Genomic DNA, 13307 nt, shown 5'->3' on the forward strand with positions numbered 1-13307 from the left:
CTATGCGCATATTTTTTGCGCATGAATAAGGTCCATCGTTTCACTGCCAGTCGAAAGCCGACCAACGTCACGCTGCCCGCCGACCTCGTGTCCGAAGCAAAGCGGCTTGGCATCAATGTTTCGCAGGCGTGCGAAGCCGGACTGGTCGATCAAGTTCGAAAAATGCTGGGCGAGGAATGGAAGCGCGAAAATCGGGAAGCCATGGAATCGTCCAATGAATATGTGCGCAAACATGGCCTGCCGCTGGCGCGATACCGGGATCGCTTGTGGCGCAGCTAGATGTGTTCCAAACCGATCAGGGTGAATATCTGCTCGACTTCCAGTCGAACACGCTCGACCATTTGAACACGCGATTCGTGATCCCGCTCGTCCGTCCGGACGACGGCCCCAAGCTTGCCGAACGGCTCAATCCGATCTTTTCCATCAATGGGGAACCCATGGCGCTCTACACGCAATTTGCGTTGACGGTGCCAGTGAGCGAGTTGAAGAATTTTGTGACATCTCTGTCGGATCAGCATTATCTCGTGATGTCGGCGATCGACATGCTGATCACGGGCTATTGAGATTATGACCAAACCCCGCATCCTGCTCATCGTCGGCGGCGGCATCGCTGCTTACAAGAGCATCGAGCTTGTCCGCCTGCTTCGCAAATCGGGCATGACCGTGCGCTGCGTCATCACCCGCGCGGGCGAGCAGTTCGTGACGCCGCTGACGCTCGCGGCGCTGAGCGAGAACAAGGTTTACACAAATTTGTTCGACCTCAAGGACGAGGTCGAGATGGGGCATATCCAGCTGAGCCGTGAGGCCGATCTGGTCGTCGTCGCGCCCGCGACCGCTGATTTGCTGGCGAAGATGGCGGCGGGCATCGCCGACGACCTCGCCACCACGCTGCTGCTCGCCACCGACAAGCCGGTGCTCGCGGCGCCCGCGATGAATGTGCGGATGTGGTTGCATCCCGCGACGCAGCGCAATGTCGCGACCTTGCGCGGCGACGGGGTGACGGTGCTGGACCCGGACGAGGGCGAGATGGCGTGCGGCGAATATGGGCCGGGGCGCTTGCCCGAACCGGCGGCGATTTTTGCGGCGATCGAGAGCCGCCTCTCGAATCCGCTCGCGTCGAGCGCAGTCGAGGCGCCGCCCCTGCCCTCACGTGTCTCGACTTCGCTCGACACGAACGGAAGCTTGGACCATCAACCCGATTTCGCGCCTGAAAATCACCGCCCGCTCTTTGGCCGCCGCATCCTGATTACCGCAGGCCCGACGCACGAGCCGATCGACCCGGTGCGCTACATCGCCAACCGGTCGAGCGGCAAACAGGGTTTTGCGATCGCCGCCGCCGCCGCCGAGGCGGGCGCCGAGGTGCTGCTGATCGCGGGGCCGGTGCCGCTACCGACCCCGCCGGGGGTGATCCGCGTCGATGTCGAGACCGCGGTCGAAATGGCCGAAGAGGTTCGGCAGGGACTGCCGGTCGATGCCGCGATCATGGTCGCCGCCGTCGCCGACTGGCGGGCGGCCGACACATCGGCGCAAAAGATCAAGAAGGACGGCAGCGGCGCGGTGCCGCCGCTGGCGCTGGCCGAAAATCCCGACATCCTTGCCGGGGTCGCCCGATCGCCCGACCGCCCGCCGCTGCTGATCGGCTTCGCCGCCGAGACCAACGACGTCATCGCGCACGCCGAAGCGAAGCTGGCCAAAAAGGGGTGCGACTGGATCGTCGCCAACGACGTTGCCGCCGACCCGATGGGCGGCGAAAGCAACCGCGTGCATATCGTTAGCAAAAACGGGATAGACAGCTGGGACCGACTGCCGAAAGCCGCCGTCGCCCGCAAATTGATGGAAAAGATCGCCGATGAGCTCGATGCGCGTAGCCCCCGCCACTCCGATTGAAATCCGCATCCAGCGGCTGCCCAATGGCGGCGGCCTGCCGCTGCCCGCCTATGCCTCGGGCGGCGCGGCGGGGATGGATGTCGTTGCGGCGGAAAGCCTGACGATCCGCCCCGGCACCCGCCATGCGGTGGCGACCGGGTTCGCAATGGCGATCCCGCCCGGCTATGAAGTGCAGGTGCGCCCACGCTCGGGCCTGGCGCTCAAACATGGCATCACCTGCCTCAACACGCCCGGCACGATCGACAGCGATTATCGCGGCGAGGTCAAGGTGATCCTCGCCAATTTGGGTGAGGATAATTTCGAAGTGAAGCGCGGCGACCGCATCGCGCAGCTGGTTCCGGCGCCCGTCCAGCGCGCGAACTTTGCCGAAGTGACGACGCTCGACGAAACGGCGCGCGGCGCGGGCGGTTTCGGATCGACCGGGGTCGAGAGCGAGCCCGTCGACGAAACCGCCGACGCTGCAGGGCTGGCCTCGCTGTCGGGGATCAAGACCCGCCGATCGAGCGAGTAATTGCTGACCGACGCCGAACTTGACCGCTATGCGCGCCAGATCATCCTGCCCACGTTCGGCGGCGCGGGGCAGGCGAAGCTGAAGGCCGCGCATGTCGCGGTGATCGGCGCGGGCGGCATCGGCTGTCCGGCGATCACCTATCTCGCGGCGGCGGGGGTCGGCAGGCTGACGATCATCGACGATGATGTGGTCGAATTGTCGAACCTCCAGCGCCAGCCGCTGTTCACCGATAACGATATCGGCGCGGGCAAGGCCGATGTGGCGGCGGACGCGGCGCGGCGGATCAACCCGCATGTCGAGGCGGCCGCAGTGTCCAATCGGTTGGACGAGGCGAACGCCTCCACGCTGCTGACGAACGCCGACCTGATCCTCGACGGGTGCGACAATTTTGCGACCCGGCTGGCGGTCAACCGTGCCGCCGTCGCCTTGCGGGTTCCGCTGCTCAGCGCCGCGATCGGGGCGTTCGAGGGGCAGGTCGCGCTGTACCAGGGCTGGCGCGCGGACAGCCCGTGCTACGCCTGCCTGGTCGGCGACGATCCCGACCGGCCCGGGATCAACTGCGCCGAAACCGGGGTTATGGGCGCGCTGGCGGGCATGATCGGGACGATGGCGGCGCTGGAGGCAGTGCGCGCGCTGACCGGCTGGGGCTCGACCTTGACGGGGCGGCTGGCGATCATCGATATGCTCGACCGGCGCTGGCGCGAGGTGGCGGTGCCCAAGGATCCGGAGTGTCCGATATGCCGGGGCTGAACATCATCGTCGCATCGGCCGATGGCGAGCGCTTTTACGCCGCGCTCGAGGCAGCGACGGCAGCGGCCGCGCTCGGACGGTCGGCGCGCATTTTCCTGCAAGGACCAGCCGCGGCGCTGCTGCGCACGCCCGTCGCCTTTGCCGGCGATGCGCCGCGCCGCGCGGCGGGGCAGCCCGATCTGGTGTCGCTGATCGCCGAGGCGATGGCGATGGACGTGCGGCTGGTCGTCTGTCAGTCGGGCATGGCGCTGACCGGCATGACCGCGAGTGAACTGGTGCCGCAGGTGCGCGCCGGCGGGCTGGTGAGCTTCATGGCCGAGGTCGGCGATGGCGACCGGTTGGTGGTGTATTGAATATTTGATCCTCCCTGTGGCGAAGCCATGGGGAGGGGGACCGCTTGCGAAGCAAGTGGTGGAGGGGCAGCAACGACAGCGCAAATGCCCCTCCGTCAGCGCTTCGCGCTGCCACCTCCCCACGCCTTCGGCGCAGGGAGGATCAAGCGGTCACGGATTATCGCACACCGTAATCGCATCGGGCTCGGGCCGTTTCCCTTCGGGCACAAAGCGCGCCAGATAGCCCCCCGCATGCTGCTTGTCGTCATAGGACACCAGCTTGTACCCGACCGCCTCGAACTCGCAGACGAGCAGGCGGAAGGGCGTGCCATGGTCGGCGATCGGGCGGTCGCCGTCGACGACGATCACCTGCCCGCCCGCGCGCAGCGCCGGACGCAGCCGCCACAGAAAGGCGTAAGGCTCGCCGATCTCGTGATACATATGGACCATGAACACGCGGTCGAAACTGGCCGCGGGCAGCCGCGGATCGTCGACCGCACCGAGTTTCAGCGACACATTGTCGAGCCGTTCGCGCGCGACGCGGTCGGCGAGCCGTTCGATCACGTCGGGAATGATGTCCTGCGCCAGCACGCGACCGCCCGCGCCGACGCGCTGCGCGAGGCGCACGGTATAATAGCCGTCGCCCGCGCCGATGTCGGCGACGGTCATCCCGGGACGGACATCGGCCGAGTCCATGACGTCCTCGGCTTCGTTGACGCGGTCGCGCGCTTCCTCGGTCGACCATTTGGTCGATACGGTCGGTGCCACCGGGCGGTCGGCGGGTGGAAATTCGCGCGCCGTCATGGCGCGGTCGCCGCTATCGTCCCATGGCGCATCGCAGCCGCCGAGCAGCGGCAAGAATGCGAGCAGGACGACAGCGCGGCGGATCAATCGATGTCCTCCACCTCGACCTTTTCGCCCGTGACTTTTTGCGACAGCGCCGCGGCCATGAACGGGTCGAGCGCGCCGTCGAGCACGTCGCCGGGCGCGGTCGAGGTGACCCCGGTGCGCAGATCCTTGACCAGCTGATACGGCTGGAGGACGTAGGAGCGGATCTGGTGGCCCCAGCCGATTTCGGTCTTCGCCTGATATTCGCCCGATGCCGCCGCCTCGCGCTTTTGCAGCTCGGCCTCATACATCCGCGCTTTCAGCATCCCCATCGCGGTCGCGCGGTTCTTGTGCTGCGAACGGTCGTTCTGGCTCGCAACGACGATACCCGTCGGGATGTGCGTGATGCGCACCGCCGAATCGGTCGTGTTGACGTGCTGCCCGCCCGCGCCCGAGGCGCGGTAGGTGTCGATCTTGAGGTCGCTCTCGGCGATTTCGATGTCGATATTGTCGTCGATCACCGGATAGACCCACACGCTCGAAAAGCTGGTGTGGCGCCGCGCCGAACTGTCGTAGGGCGAAATGCGGACGAGGCGGTGGACGCCGCTTTCGGTCTTGGCATAGCCATAGGCATTCTCGCCCTTGACCAGCATCGTCGCCGATTTGATGCCCGCCTGTTCGCCCGCCTGATATTCGACGAGCTCGACCTTCATCCGGCGCTTTTCGGCCCAGCGGCTGTACATGCGCTGGAGCATTTCGGCCCAGTCCTGGCTTTCGGTCCCGCCCGCGCCGGCATGGACTTCGATATAGCAGTCGTTGCCGTCGGCCTCGCCCGCGAGCAGCGCCTTGATCTTGTCTTCCTCGGCCCGTTCGGCGAGCGCGGCGAGCGACGCGACGGCCTCGTCGACCATCGCCTCGTCGCCTTCCATCTCGGCAAGCTCGATCAGCTCGGCGGTGTCGGCGCACTCGGTCTCGATCGCCCGCGTCGCGGTGATCGCCTCGTCGAGCCGGCGGCGTTCGCGCATCACATCCTGCGCGGCCTTGGCATCGTTCCACAGCGTCGGGTCCTCGACCTTGGCATTGAGTTCGTCGAGCCGCCGCACCGCGCGGTCCCAGTCGAGAAAACGGCGTAGCAGCGCCAATGCGGCGCCAATCTTGTCGATATGATCCTGCGCTTCGGCGCGCATGTCCTTGCTCCTGAAATATGTTGGTTTCGCCCTTACGGCCTGAAAGGTCGAAGGGGAAGCGGGCCCGCAGCGTCAGATAATGCCGCCACGATCCTCCAGAAAATCGCTGTCGCTACGTCGGCCGTTACCCTGCTGGACGGGCGCGTCCTGACGCCGCGGGGTCCGTGCCGGCTTGATTTCTTCTTCGCGGATCGTCCGACGCGGTTCGCTTTCGGGTTTGAACGCTTCCCAGATGATCGACGCCTTGGGGTCGGTGCCCGGCCAGCTGCCATAGACGCGGCGACCCGACTGGCGATCGATGCGCACCATCCGCACGCCCTTGGGCGCGGCGAACGGAATCGGCTGGCGGTCGGCGAGAGCGGCGAGTGCAAAATCCTTGAAGATCGGCGCCGCATAGCTGCCGCCCTGCGCATAGCCGCCCATGCTGCGCGGCTGGTCAAAGCCGATATACATGCCCGCGATCACATCGGGGGTGCCGCCGACGAACCACACGTCGTTCGGCCCCGTCGTCGTGCCCGTCTTGCCGAACAAGGGCACGTTGAGGTCGCGCAGCCGCACCGCGGTACCGCGCTGGACGACGCCCTCGAGCATGTGGACGACCTGATAGGCGGTCATCGGGTCCATCAGCTGCTTGCCCGACTTGGCGAAGCGCGGCATCGGACGCCCGTCCCAATCCTTCTTGTTACAGCCTTCGCACGGCTTCCAGTTGGCCGGGAAAATCACCTTGCCGCGGCGGTCCTGCGCATAGTCGATCACGCGCGGCTTGAGTTCGCGGCCATGGTTGGCGAGCATCGCATAGGCGTTGGTGATTTTTTCCACCGTCGTCGATCCGGCGCCGAGCGCGGTCGACAGATAGGGTTCGTGCTTGCCGATTCCCATCGTCTGGATCGTCTCGACGATCGGCTCCATGCCGATCTGGCTCGCGGCCTTGACCGTCATCAGGTTGCGCGACTGTTCCAGACCCCAGCGCATCGTATGTTCGCCGCTGCCGCCCGAGCCGCCGAAGTTGCGGAAGCATTTATTGCCGAAACGCGCGCCCTGATAGACGCAAAAGGGCCCGTCGACGATCATCGTCGCGGGGGTCATGCCATTGTCGAGCGCGGCGGCATAGACGAACGGCTTGATCGTCGAACCCGGCTGGCGTTCGGCCTGCGTCGCCCGGTTGAACGGCGACAGCTTGACGTCGAAACCGCCCTGCATCGCATAGATGCGGCCCGAATGCGGGCTTTCGACGATCATGCCGCCCGACACTTCGGGAATGTTGCGCAGCGCGTAGCTCGACCCGCCGGTCGATTTGACGACGATCAGGTCGCCGGGGCGCATCGCCGAAAAAGCGCTGCCGCCCGTCTTGCGATAGCCCATGGTCGCGGCGCTGGCGGGCAGCGTGCCGGTGTCGCCATTGGCAAAGCCGATCTGTGCCGCCGCCGCCGATTTCGACAGCACGGCCGCGACGCGCCAATTGTCGTAATCGATCCCGATAAAGCTCGACGCGAGGCGGCTCTGCCACTGGTCGTCGGCCTCGATGCGGGCGATCGGCCCCGACCAGCCCTTGCCCGCGTCGTAGCGTTGAAGCCCCTTGCGCAGCGCCATCGTGGCGCCTGCCTGCATCTTGCCGTCATAAGGCGTGCGGACCCAGAGGCCGCCGGCATAGACGCTGAGCGGGCCGTCGTCGGCGGTTTCGCCGAACTGAGCGATCAGCTGGCGCCGCACCTCTTCCATATAATAGCCGCCGACCTGCGCGATCGCGGTGTTGCCGCTGTTGGTCAGGCCCAGCGGCATCGCGCGCGCGGCGTCGCGCTGCGCCGCGGTGATCCAGCCATTGTCCTCCATCGACCCCAGCACGAAATTGCGCCGCGCCAGCGCCTCGCGCTCGAAGCGGGTGCGCCCATATTTTTCGGGCGCCTTGGGCAGGATGGCAAGGAACGCCATCTCGTGGAGCTGGAGCTGGTCGACATCCTTGTCGAAATAGGCGCGGCTTGCCGCCTGCACCCCGAAGCTGCGGCGACCGAGCGGGATTTCGTTGAGGTACAGTTCGAGGATCTGTTCCTTGGTCAGCGCATCCTCGATCCGCATCGCGAGGATCGCTTCGCGCACCTTGCGGCGATAGCTGAGTTCGTTGGTGAGCAGCAGATTCTTCGCCACCTGCTGGGTGATCGTCGAGGCGCCGACCGGGCGACCGCTGTTGGTGAGGTTGGTGACGATCGCCGAGGCGATGCCCGGATAGTCGATGCCGCCGTGGCTGAAGAAGGTCTTGTCCTCGGCGGCCAGAAAGGAGCGCACCAAAAGCTGCGGATATTCGCTATATTCCAGCTGGACCCGCCGGTCGCGGGCATAGGCATGCACCGGCTTGCCTTCGCCGTCGCGGACCATCGTCGGCAGCGCCGGTTCATAGTCGCGCAGCTGGTCGACCGACGGCAGATCGCGCGCAAAGATCGCCCAGATCAGCGCGATCCCCAGCAAACCGGCGAGCGCCAGATAGCCAAGCCAGCGGAACCAGCGCCGCGTCCACATGTCGCGAAACCAGCCAATCACCGCGTTACTATCGCGGCGAAGACGCAAGCGGAAATGGGACGTGCTGTCGGCGACCATAGGGCCAAGCCTCTAAAGCGTGGATCGCCGAAAGGGAAGCATGCTTGCGGCGGAGTGGCAAAGCGGGTGCCGGTAGAGTGCGACGATCCCCTCCCGCAAGCGGGAGGGGCAGCTAAACTTGCGAACTTGTTCGCTAGTTGCAGCGGGGTGGGTGATGGCGATGCCGGGGGCTCGCGTTACTTGCGCCCACCCCTAACCCCTCCCGCAAGCGGGAGGGGAATTCGCCAAATCGAGCATGGCGAAGCGCAGCATCGCCGCGACATCGGCCATTACAGCGTCCTCCGAAACCTTGTCTTCCTCATAGAGCATTTCGTCGGCGGCAAAGCCGAGCTCGACCGCCAGCCGGAGCCGCGACCACAGCAGCTGTCGGTCGGGCGCCGCCAGATGCGCGGCGCAGGCGTCGGCCAGCCGGTCGGTCACATGCCGGTGCGATTCGAGCCGGACATGGACGAGCCGCGGCGAGGCGTGGAGCGCGCGCAAGATCCACACCGCGCCCGGCTCGGCGCGCGTCACCGCGGCATTTTCCGCGAGCAGGTCGCCGATATGGTCAGCCATCGCCGCGATCCCGGCGGGCGCGTGGCGCGCCAGCCAGGCCTCCAGCACCGCGTTCTGCCGCTCCATCAAGCGTCGCCCGAGCGCCTCCAGCACCGCATATTTATCGCTGAAATAGCGGTAGAGCGCGGGCGGGGTCAGCCCGGCGCGCGCGGCGATCATATTGGTCGAAATCCGTTCGATCCCGACCTCGGCAAGCAATTCGCCCGCGACGTCGAGCAGGCGGGCGCGGGTCAGATGCGCACGATCCTGTCGCGGCGGGGCAGCGATCATCGCGCCCGGCCGCGCGCGCTGACCGGCCAGATGTCGGTCAGTGTATCGCCCGCGACGACATGATAGCTGTCGTAGAGATTCACCGTGGGATCGCAGTGCGGCACGGTCAGGCTGACCGGATCGCCGGGGGCGAGCTCAGCGCCGATGCCCGGCGCGATCAGCGCCGCATGCTCGTCGCCCATGAAGGCAAAGAAGGCGGTTTCGGGCGCGCCGCGCTGAACCACCGCAACGCCGCCGTCGGTCGAAAGCGATTTATACCCGGCATCGATGGTCACCAGCCCGTCATGGTTGGCGCTGACCACCCGGGCATCGACCGACAGCGAAACCGCGAATGGCGATTCGCCGCCCGCACCGGTCAGGTCACAATCGAGATATTGTTTGTCCATAAACACATAGCTGCCCGCCTGAAGTTCGGTGAAGACGCCGAGTTCCAGGTCGATGCGGTGGGTTCCCGTCCCCGATCCGGTGACGATGGCTGGCGCAAAGCCCGCATCGGTCAAGGCCGCGATCACCGTCTGCAGATAGGCGGTGCGCTCGACGATCGCGGCGCGGCGATCGGCAAAGCTTTCGATATGCTGCTGCGACCCGCAGTAAAATTGTACCCCGCGATAGGCGAGGTTCGGTGCGGCGGCGATGGTCCGCGCCAGGGCGACGGCGGCATCGGCCGACGCGACGCCGGTGCGCGCGATGCCGGGGTCGATGTCGATGATCACGTCGAGCCGCGCGCCTGCCGCGGCGAGCGCGGCATCGATGCGCGTCGCGACACCCGGATGGTCGACTACCGCCATCAGCCCTTCGGCGCGGCACGCGAGCGCCGCGAGCCGGTCGATCGCGCGCGGCGCCGCAACCGGTGAGGTGATGAGGATGCCCGTCACCCCGCCGTCGCTCAAGGCCTCCGCCTCGCCGATCTTGGCGCAGCAGATGCCGACCGCCCCCGCACCGATCTGCCGCTTGGCGATTTCAACGCTCTTGTGGGTCTTGGCATGGGGGCGCAAGGCGACACCCTTGTCTGCGGTCAGCGCCGCCATCGCCGCGATATTGCGGCCGAGCGCATCGGCATCGAGCACCAGCACCGGGGTGTTGAGGTCGGCGCGCGACCCTTGCTGGCCGATCAGATGCGCGTGGAGATCGCGGTCGGTGGTCATGCGAACAGGCTTTCCAGATGCGGGTTGAGGAATTTTCCGCCGGGGTCGGCGGCGCGGCGGACCGCGGTATAGCGCCCCGCCATCGGATAGAGCGCCGCGACATCGGCGCGGCCCAGCGTGTGGCGCTTGGCCCAATGAGGACGCCCGCCATGGCCGCGAAAGATCGTCTCGGCCTCGGCGAACAGGTTTCGCCACGGCATTTTGGCATATTGATGCATCGAGATCGCCGCGACCGGCCCCGCGTTCATCGGGCTCATCCAGATGTCATCGGCGGCGACGGTGCGAAATTCGAACGGAAAGGTGACGGGCAGGCGCTTGCGGCGAATCCACCCCACGACTTCAAAGAGGGTGTCGAGCCCCGCCGCGCGCGGCATTTCATACTCCATTTCCTCGAAGCGGATGGTGCGGTCGGATGGAAAGACAAGGTGAGCGGGCCCGCGGCGGCGCCCCGAAATGCCGCTTTTCATCATCAACCGCTGGAGCGAGGGGGTCAGGAAGGGCAGCCGCGCCGCGACGTTCAGGATACGGCGGAAACTCGCCTCCTCCATATCGGTCGTTGTCGGCGGCGGCTCGCATGGATCGCACGGGTCGAGCGTTTTCAGGATCACATCGTCGCTGTGCGGAAAGAACCAGAATTCGACGTGGCGGTGTTGCTGCGCCAGATCGTCGTAGCTTTCGCGGATTTCGGCCCAACGGCGCTTTTCGATCCGTTCGGCAAGGTGGAAGGCCGGGACGACCGCAACCTCGATCTCGGTCGCGACCCCGAACAGCCCGAGCGACAGCCGCTGCGCCTGAAAGAGGTCGGGATTGGTGGTCGCATCGCACCAATGCGCCGCGCCATCGGCGCCGATCAGCCGGAAGCCGCGCGCAAAGGTGGCGAGCGAGCCGAGTTCGACCCCGGTCCCGTGCGTCCCGGTCGCCATCGCCCCCGCGAGCGACTGCGGATTGACGTCGCCCTGGTTGGCGAGCGCCAGCCCTTCATCCCACAAGGCCGCGGTCAGGCGCCGGATGCTCCAGCCCGCCGGGATGCGCGCCGTCTGGCGGTCGGCTGCGACCTGCAACTCGCCCGCCATATCGTCCAGACTGACAATCAGTTCGCCCGATTCGCAAAGCGGCATGAAACTGTGCCCGGCCCCAGTGACGCGCAGCTTGTGCGCGCTGCGGACCAGCGCCGCCAGTTCGTCCTCGCTCTGCGGACGGACGATTTGCGCGGGCGCGGTGACGCTACCCGACCAGTTGCTCCAGCCCATAACTCTCTCCCGCCATCGGCATGGAAGCTGGATTCGGGAGAAAAGTTAGTCAAGACTATATTTATCAGCCCGACGGCGGCTTGCGAGCGGAAGCAGCCGCTCAATCCAGTCCCCGTTCGTATCGAGCGAAGTCGAGATACGCGTGGCTTGGCGTAAGCGGTCGGCGTGTCTCGACTTCGCTCGACACGAACGGAAATAGGAGACGTCTGGAATCCACCCCCAGCCGACCCCACCCGCAAAAGGCTTTCCTGAACTTTGGACGATCGCGCGGGCCCGCGCGCCGACCCAAACCCGACGTCCGACCCTCAGCGCGCCGCGATCTGCCGCGCGAAATGGATCTGGACCGCATCGCGCACCCCGCGCGCGACCTTCTTCTGTCCCGCCGCCGACGCCAGAAACTCGGCGTCCTCCTTGTTCGAGATGAAGCCGGTTTCGAACAGCACCGACGGCGTGTCGGGCGCCTTCAGCACCACGAACGAGGCGAAGCGGTGCGCGTTGGTGCGAAATTTGATCGCTTCGCCCGCTTCGCGCTGGAGCAGGCGGGCAAAATCGGAGGCGACATTCATCGTCTCGCGCTGGGTCAGGTCGATCAGGATCGACGACACATCGCCGCTGTGCGCGCCAAGATCGACGCCGTTGATGACATTCGCCTTGTTCTCGCGCGCCGCCAGCCGCGCGGCTTCGCGGTCGGACGCGACTTCGGACAAGGTGTAGATTGACGCGCCATTGGCAGCCTGATTTTCGGCGGCATCGGCGTGGATCGAGATGAACAGATCGGCTTTCAACCGCCGCGCAATACCAAAGCGTTCCTCGAGCACCAGATACCGGTCGTCGCCGCGCGTCAGCGCCACGCGAACGCGGCCCGAAGCGAGCAGATCGTCACGGATCGCGCGCGCCAGCGCCAGCGTGATGTCCTTTTCGCGCTTGCCGCTGTGCGGGCTGATCGCGCCGGGGTCATGTCCGCCATGACCGGCGTCAATCACCACCAGTGGTAGGCGGCTGTTATTCGGCCCCTCGATCCGCGGCAACGCCACGCTGGGTTTGGGTTTGCCGATCGGGACGCTGACGCTGTAGCGCTTTTCAGGTGGCTTGGCGCGAAATCCGGCCGGCGGTTGCAATTCGGTGCGCGGGCCGCGCGATACGCGTGCAAATTCGTCGGCGGACACCGGGCGGAGGTGAAAGGTCAGGCTGCGGCCGTCGGCAGCGAAGCGCGCGCCCGTCACCACCGCGGGACGCGCAAGGTCGAGCACGATGCGGGCGGTCCCGGCGTCCTTCTGGCCCTGTCGCACCGCGCGGACCAGCCCCGCGCCTTGCGTCGAACGACCCGGCTGCGCGCCCGCGATGTCGAGCGCGATGCGGTCGGGACCGGCCAGCAGAAAGGTCGAGGCACCCGCCACCAGATCGTCGAAGCGCAGCGTCACGTCCGAATCGCCGATTTCAACCGCACCGACCGACCCCGCCAGCGCCGCTGCCGGGTTCATCATCACCGCGATCAGGACGAACAGCAGGCTCATGACGCTTTTATGCCGCCGCCCGCGCGCGCTGGTCCAGTGCTTATTCGAAAACATGTGGCCCCCAGCCGTGGAATGTCGTGAACCCGGCATTAGCCATTGGGGGTCAAACCCCCGTCAACCGGCAGGGTTAACCGGCAATTCAGCATATGTTGGGCCTGCGCGGGACTTGCACGCGCGCGCCGGCGTCCCATCTTTCTGCCCGGCCGCTGTTGCCGTCGGCCCGTGCCGATGCTAGCACAGCGCCACTGACGGTGTCGTTCCCGGTGCCGTCCGGCCTTTTGAGGGGAAGGCCTGCTCCGCAAAAACTGCGGAACATGGCCGCCTTGGCGCCGGATATGCGGGGATCGGCGACCTGCCGTCAGTCCACCCGGTTGACCGGACAGTCGGGGCGATCGCCACACGCACGCCCTGCCCGCCCGCTCAACACCGTAAACAGGTTGATGCCGCATGAGGCTTGCCATGCCCTCTTTCTATCCCGACGCGGGCCTT

Annotated in this window: 13 protein-coding genes; 6 read left to right on the top strand and 7 right to left on the bottom strand. The window is 66.2% G+C overall.

Translation table 11 applies throughout. The annotated features are described in order from the left end of the window. The first annotated feature begins 21 nt into the window (after positions 1-21). From G9408_RS10760 to G9408_RS10785, 6 genes are read left to right on the top strand one after another with little or no spacing between them, the layout of a single operon-like run. Entirely contained in the window at positions 22-279 is a 258-nt protein-coding gene (locus tag G9408_RS10760) for a type II toxin-antitoxin system CcdA family antitoxin (protein WP_168453972.1), read from the top strand. Then, positions 267-563 (top strand): CcdB family protein, encoded by a 297-nt coding sequence (locus G9408_RS10765; RefSeq protein WP_137870449.1) that lies wholly within the window; start codon positions 267-269, stop codon positions 561-563. Before G9408_RS10760 ends, G9408_RS10765 begins: the two co-directional genes overlap by 13 nt. 4 nt (positions 564-567) lie before the next feature. Beyond that, complete coding sequence (locus G9408_RS10770) at positions 568-1887, top strand: bifunctional phosphopantothenoylcysteine decarboxylase/phosphopantothenate synthase (RefSeq protein ID WP_168453973.1); 1320 nt, start codon at positions 568-570, stop codon at positions 1885-1887. Next, positions 1859-2398 carry a dUTP diphosphatase gene (dut, locus tag G9408_RS10775; protein WP_168454123.1) on the top strand — a complete coding sequence of 180 codons (540 nt, stop codon included), beginning with the start codon at positions 1859-1861 and terminating at the stop codon, positions 2396-2398. The genes G9408_RS10770 and dut overlap by 29 nt, the downstream gene beginning before the upstream one ends. Further along, complete coding sequence (locus G9408_RS10780; protein WP_168453974.1) at positions 2399-3148, top strand: HesA/MoeB/ThiF family protein; 750 nt, start codon at positions 2399-2401, stop codon at positions 3146-3148. Then, positions 3136-3501 carry a DsrE family protein gene (locus G9408_RS10785; RefSeq protein ID WP_168454124.1) on the top strand — a complete coding sequence of 122 codons (366 nt, stop codon included), beginning with the start codon at positions 3136-3138 and terminating at the stop codon, positions 3499-3501. The genes G9408_RS10780 and G9408_RS10785 overlap by 13 nt, the downstream gene beginning before the upstream one ends. Positions 3502-3651: 150 nt before the next feature. Here the strand turns inward: G9408_RS10785 and G9408_RS10790 are convergent, their stop codons facing one another. The 7 genes from G9408_RS10790 to G9408_RS10820 form a co-directional block, all read right to left on the bottom strand. After that, complete coding sequence (locus G9408_RS10790; RefSeq protein WP_168453975.1) at positions 3652-4371, bottom strand: class I SAM-dependent methyltransferase; 720 nt, start codon at positions 4369-4371, stop codon at positions 3652-3654. Then, complete coding sequence (prfB, locus tag G9408_RS10795; RefSeq protein ID WP_168453976.1) at positions 4368-5495, bottom strand: peptide chain release factor 2; 1128 nt, start codon at positions 5493-5495, stop codon at positions 4368-4370. The genes G9408_RS10790 and prfB overlap by 4 nt, the downstream gene beginning before the upstream one ends. Before the next feature lie 72 nt (positions 5496-5567). Beyond that, on the bottom strand, positions 5568-8084 hold the full coding sequence (locus G9408_RS10800; protein WP_168453977.1) for a penicillin-binding protein 1A: 2517 nt from the start codon (positions 8082-8084) through the stop codon (positions 5568-5570). Between the two features lie 192 nt (positions 8085-8276). Then, positions 8277-8909, bottom strand: coding sequence for a TetR/AcrR family transcriptional regulator (locus G9408_RS10805; protein WP_168453978.1), 633 nt, complete (start codon positions 8907-8909; stop codon positions 8277-8279). Continuing rightward, a complete protein-coding gene (locus G9408_RS10810; RefSeq protein ID WP_168453979.1) occupies positions 8906-10054 on the bottom strand; it encodes a DSD1 family PLP-dependent enzyme in 1149 nt (382 codons plus the stop codon). Before G9408_RS10810 ends, G9408_RS10805 begins: the two co-directional genes overlap by 4 nt. Next, the gene (locus G9408_RS10815; protein ID WP_168453980.1) at positions 10051-11304 is read right to left on the bottom strand and encodes a D-arabinono-1,4-lactone oxidase; all 1254 of its coding nucleotides are present in this window, start codon (positions 11302-11304) and stop codon (positions 10051-10053) included. Before G9408_RS10815 ends, G9408_RS10810 begins: the two co-directional genes overlap by 4 nt. Before the next feature lie 305 nt (positions 11305-11609). Continuing rightward, positions 11610-12818 carry an N-acetylmuramoyl-L-alanine amidase gene (locus G9408_RS10820; protein ID WP_168453981.1) on the bottom strand — a complete coding sequence of 403 codons (1209 nt, stop codon included), beginning with the start codon at positions 12816-12818 and terminating at the stop codon, positions 11610-11612. Positions 12819-13307: the final 489 nt, after the last annotated feature.

The organism is Sphingopyxis microcysteis (assembly GCF_012274265.1).
Taxonomy (GTDB): Bacteria; Pseudomonadota; Alphaproteobacteria; order Sphingomonadales; family Sphingomonadaceae; genus Sphingopyxis; species Sphingopyxis microcysteis.

Bases quoted from the DNA above. Each gene is read 5' to 3' on its own strand.
- G9408_RS10800 (WP_168453977.1), bottom strand. From the start codon at position 8,084: ATGGTCGCCGACAGCACGTCCCATTTCCGCTTGCGTCTTCGCCGCGAT.
- G9408_RS10770 (WP_168453973.1), top strand. From the start codon at position 568: ATGACCAAACCCCGCATCCTGCTCATCGTCGGCGGCGGCATCGCTGCT.
- G9408_RS10820 (WP_168453981.1), bottom strand. From the start codon at position 12,818: ATGAGCCTGCTGTTCGTCCTGATCGCGGTGATGATGAACCCGGCAGCG.
- prfB (WP_168453976.1), bottom strand. From the start codon at position 5,495: ATGCGCGCCGAAGCGCAGGATCATATCGACAAGATTGGCGCCGCATTG.
- dut (WP_168454123.1), top strand. From the start codon at position 1,859: ATGCGCGTAGCCCCCGCCACTCCGATTGAAATCCGCATCCAGCGGCTG.
- G9408_RS10785 (WP_168454124.1), top strand. From the start codon at position 3,136: ATGCCGGGGCTGAACATCATCGTCGCATCGGCCGATGGCGAGCGCTTT.
- G9408_RS10805 (WP_168453978.1), bottom strand. From the start codon at position 8,909: ATGATCGCTGCCCCGCCGCGACAGGATCGTGCGCATCTGACCCGCGCC.
- G9408_RS10815 (WP_168453980.1), bottom strand. From the start codon at position 11,304: ATGGGCTGGAGCAACTGGTCGGGTAGCGTCACCGCGCCCGCGCAAATC.
- G9408_RS10760 (WP_168453972.1), top strand. From the start codon at position 22: ATGAATAAGGTCCATCGTTTCACTGCCAGTCGAAAGCCGACCAACGTC.
- G9408_RS10810 (WP_168453979.1), bottom strand. From the start codon at position 10,054: ATGACCACCGACCGCGATCTCCACGCGCATCTGATCGGCCAGCAAGGG.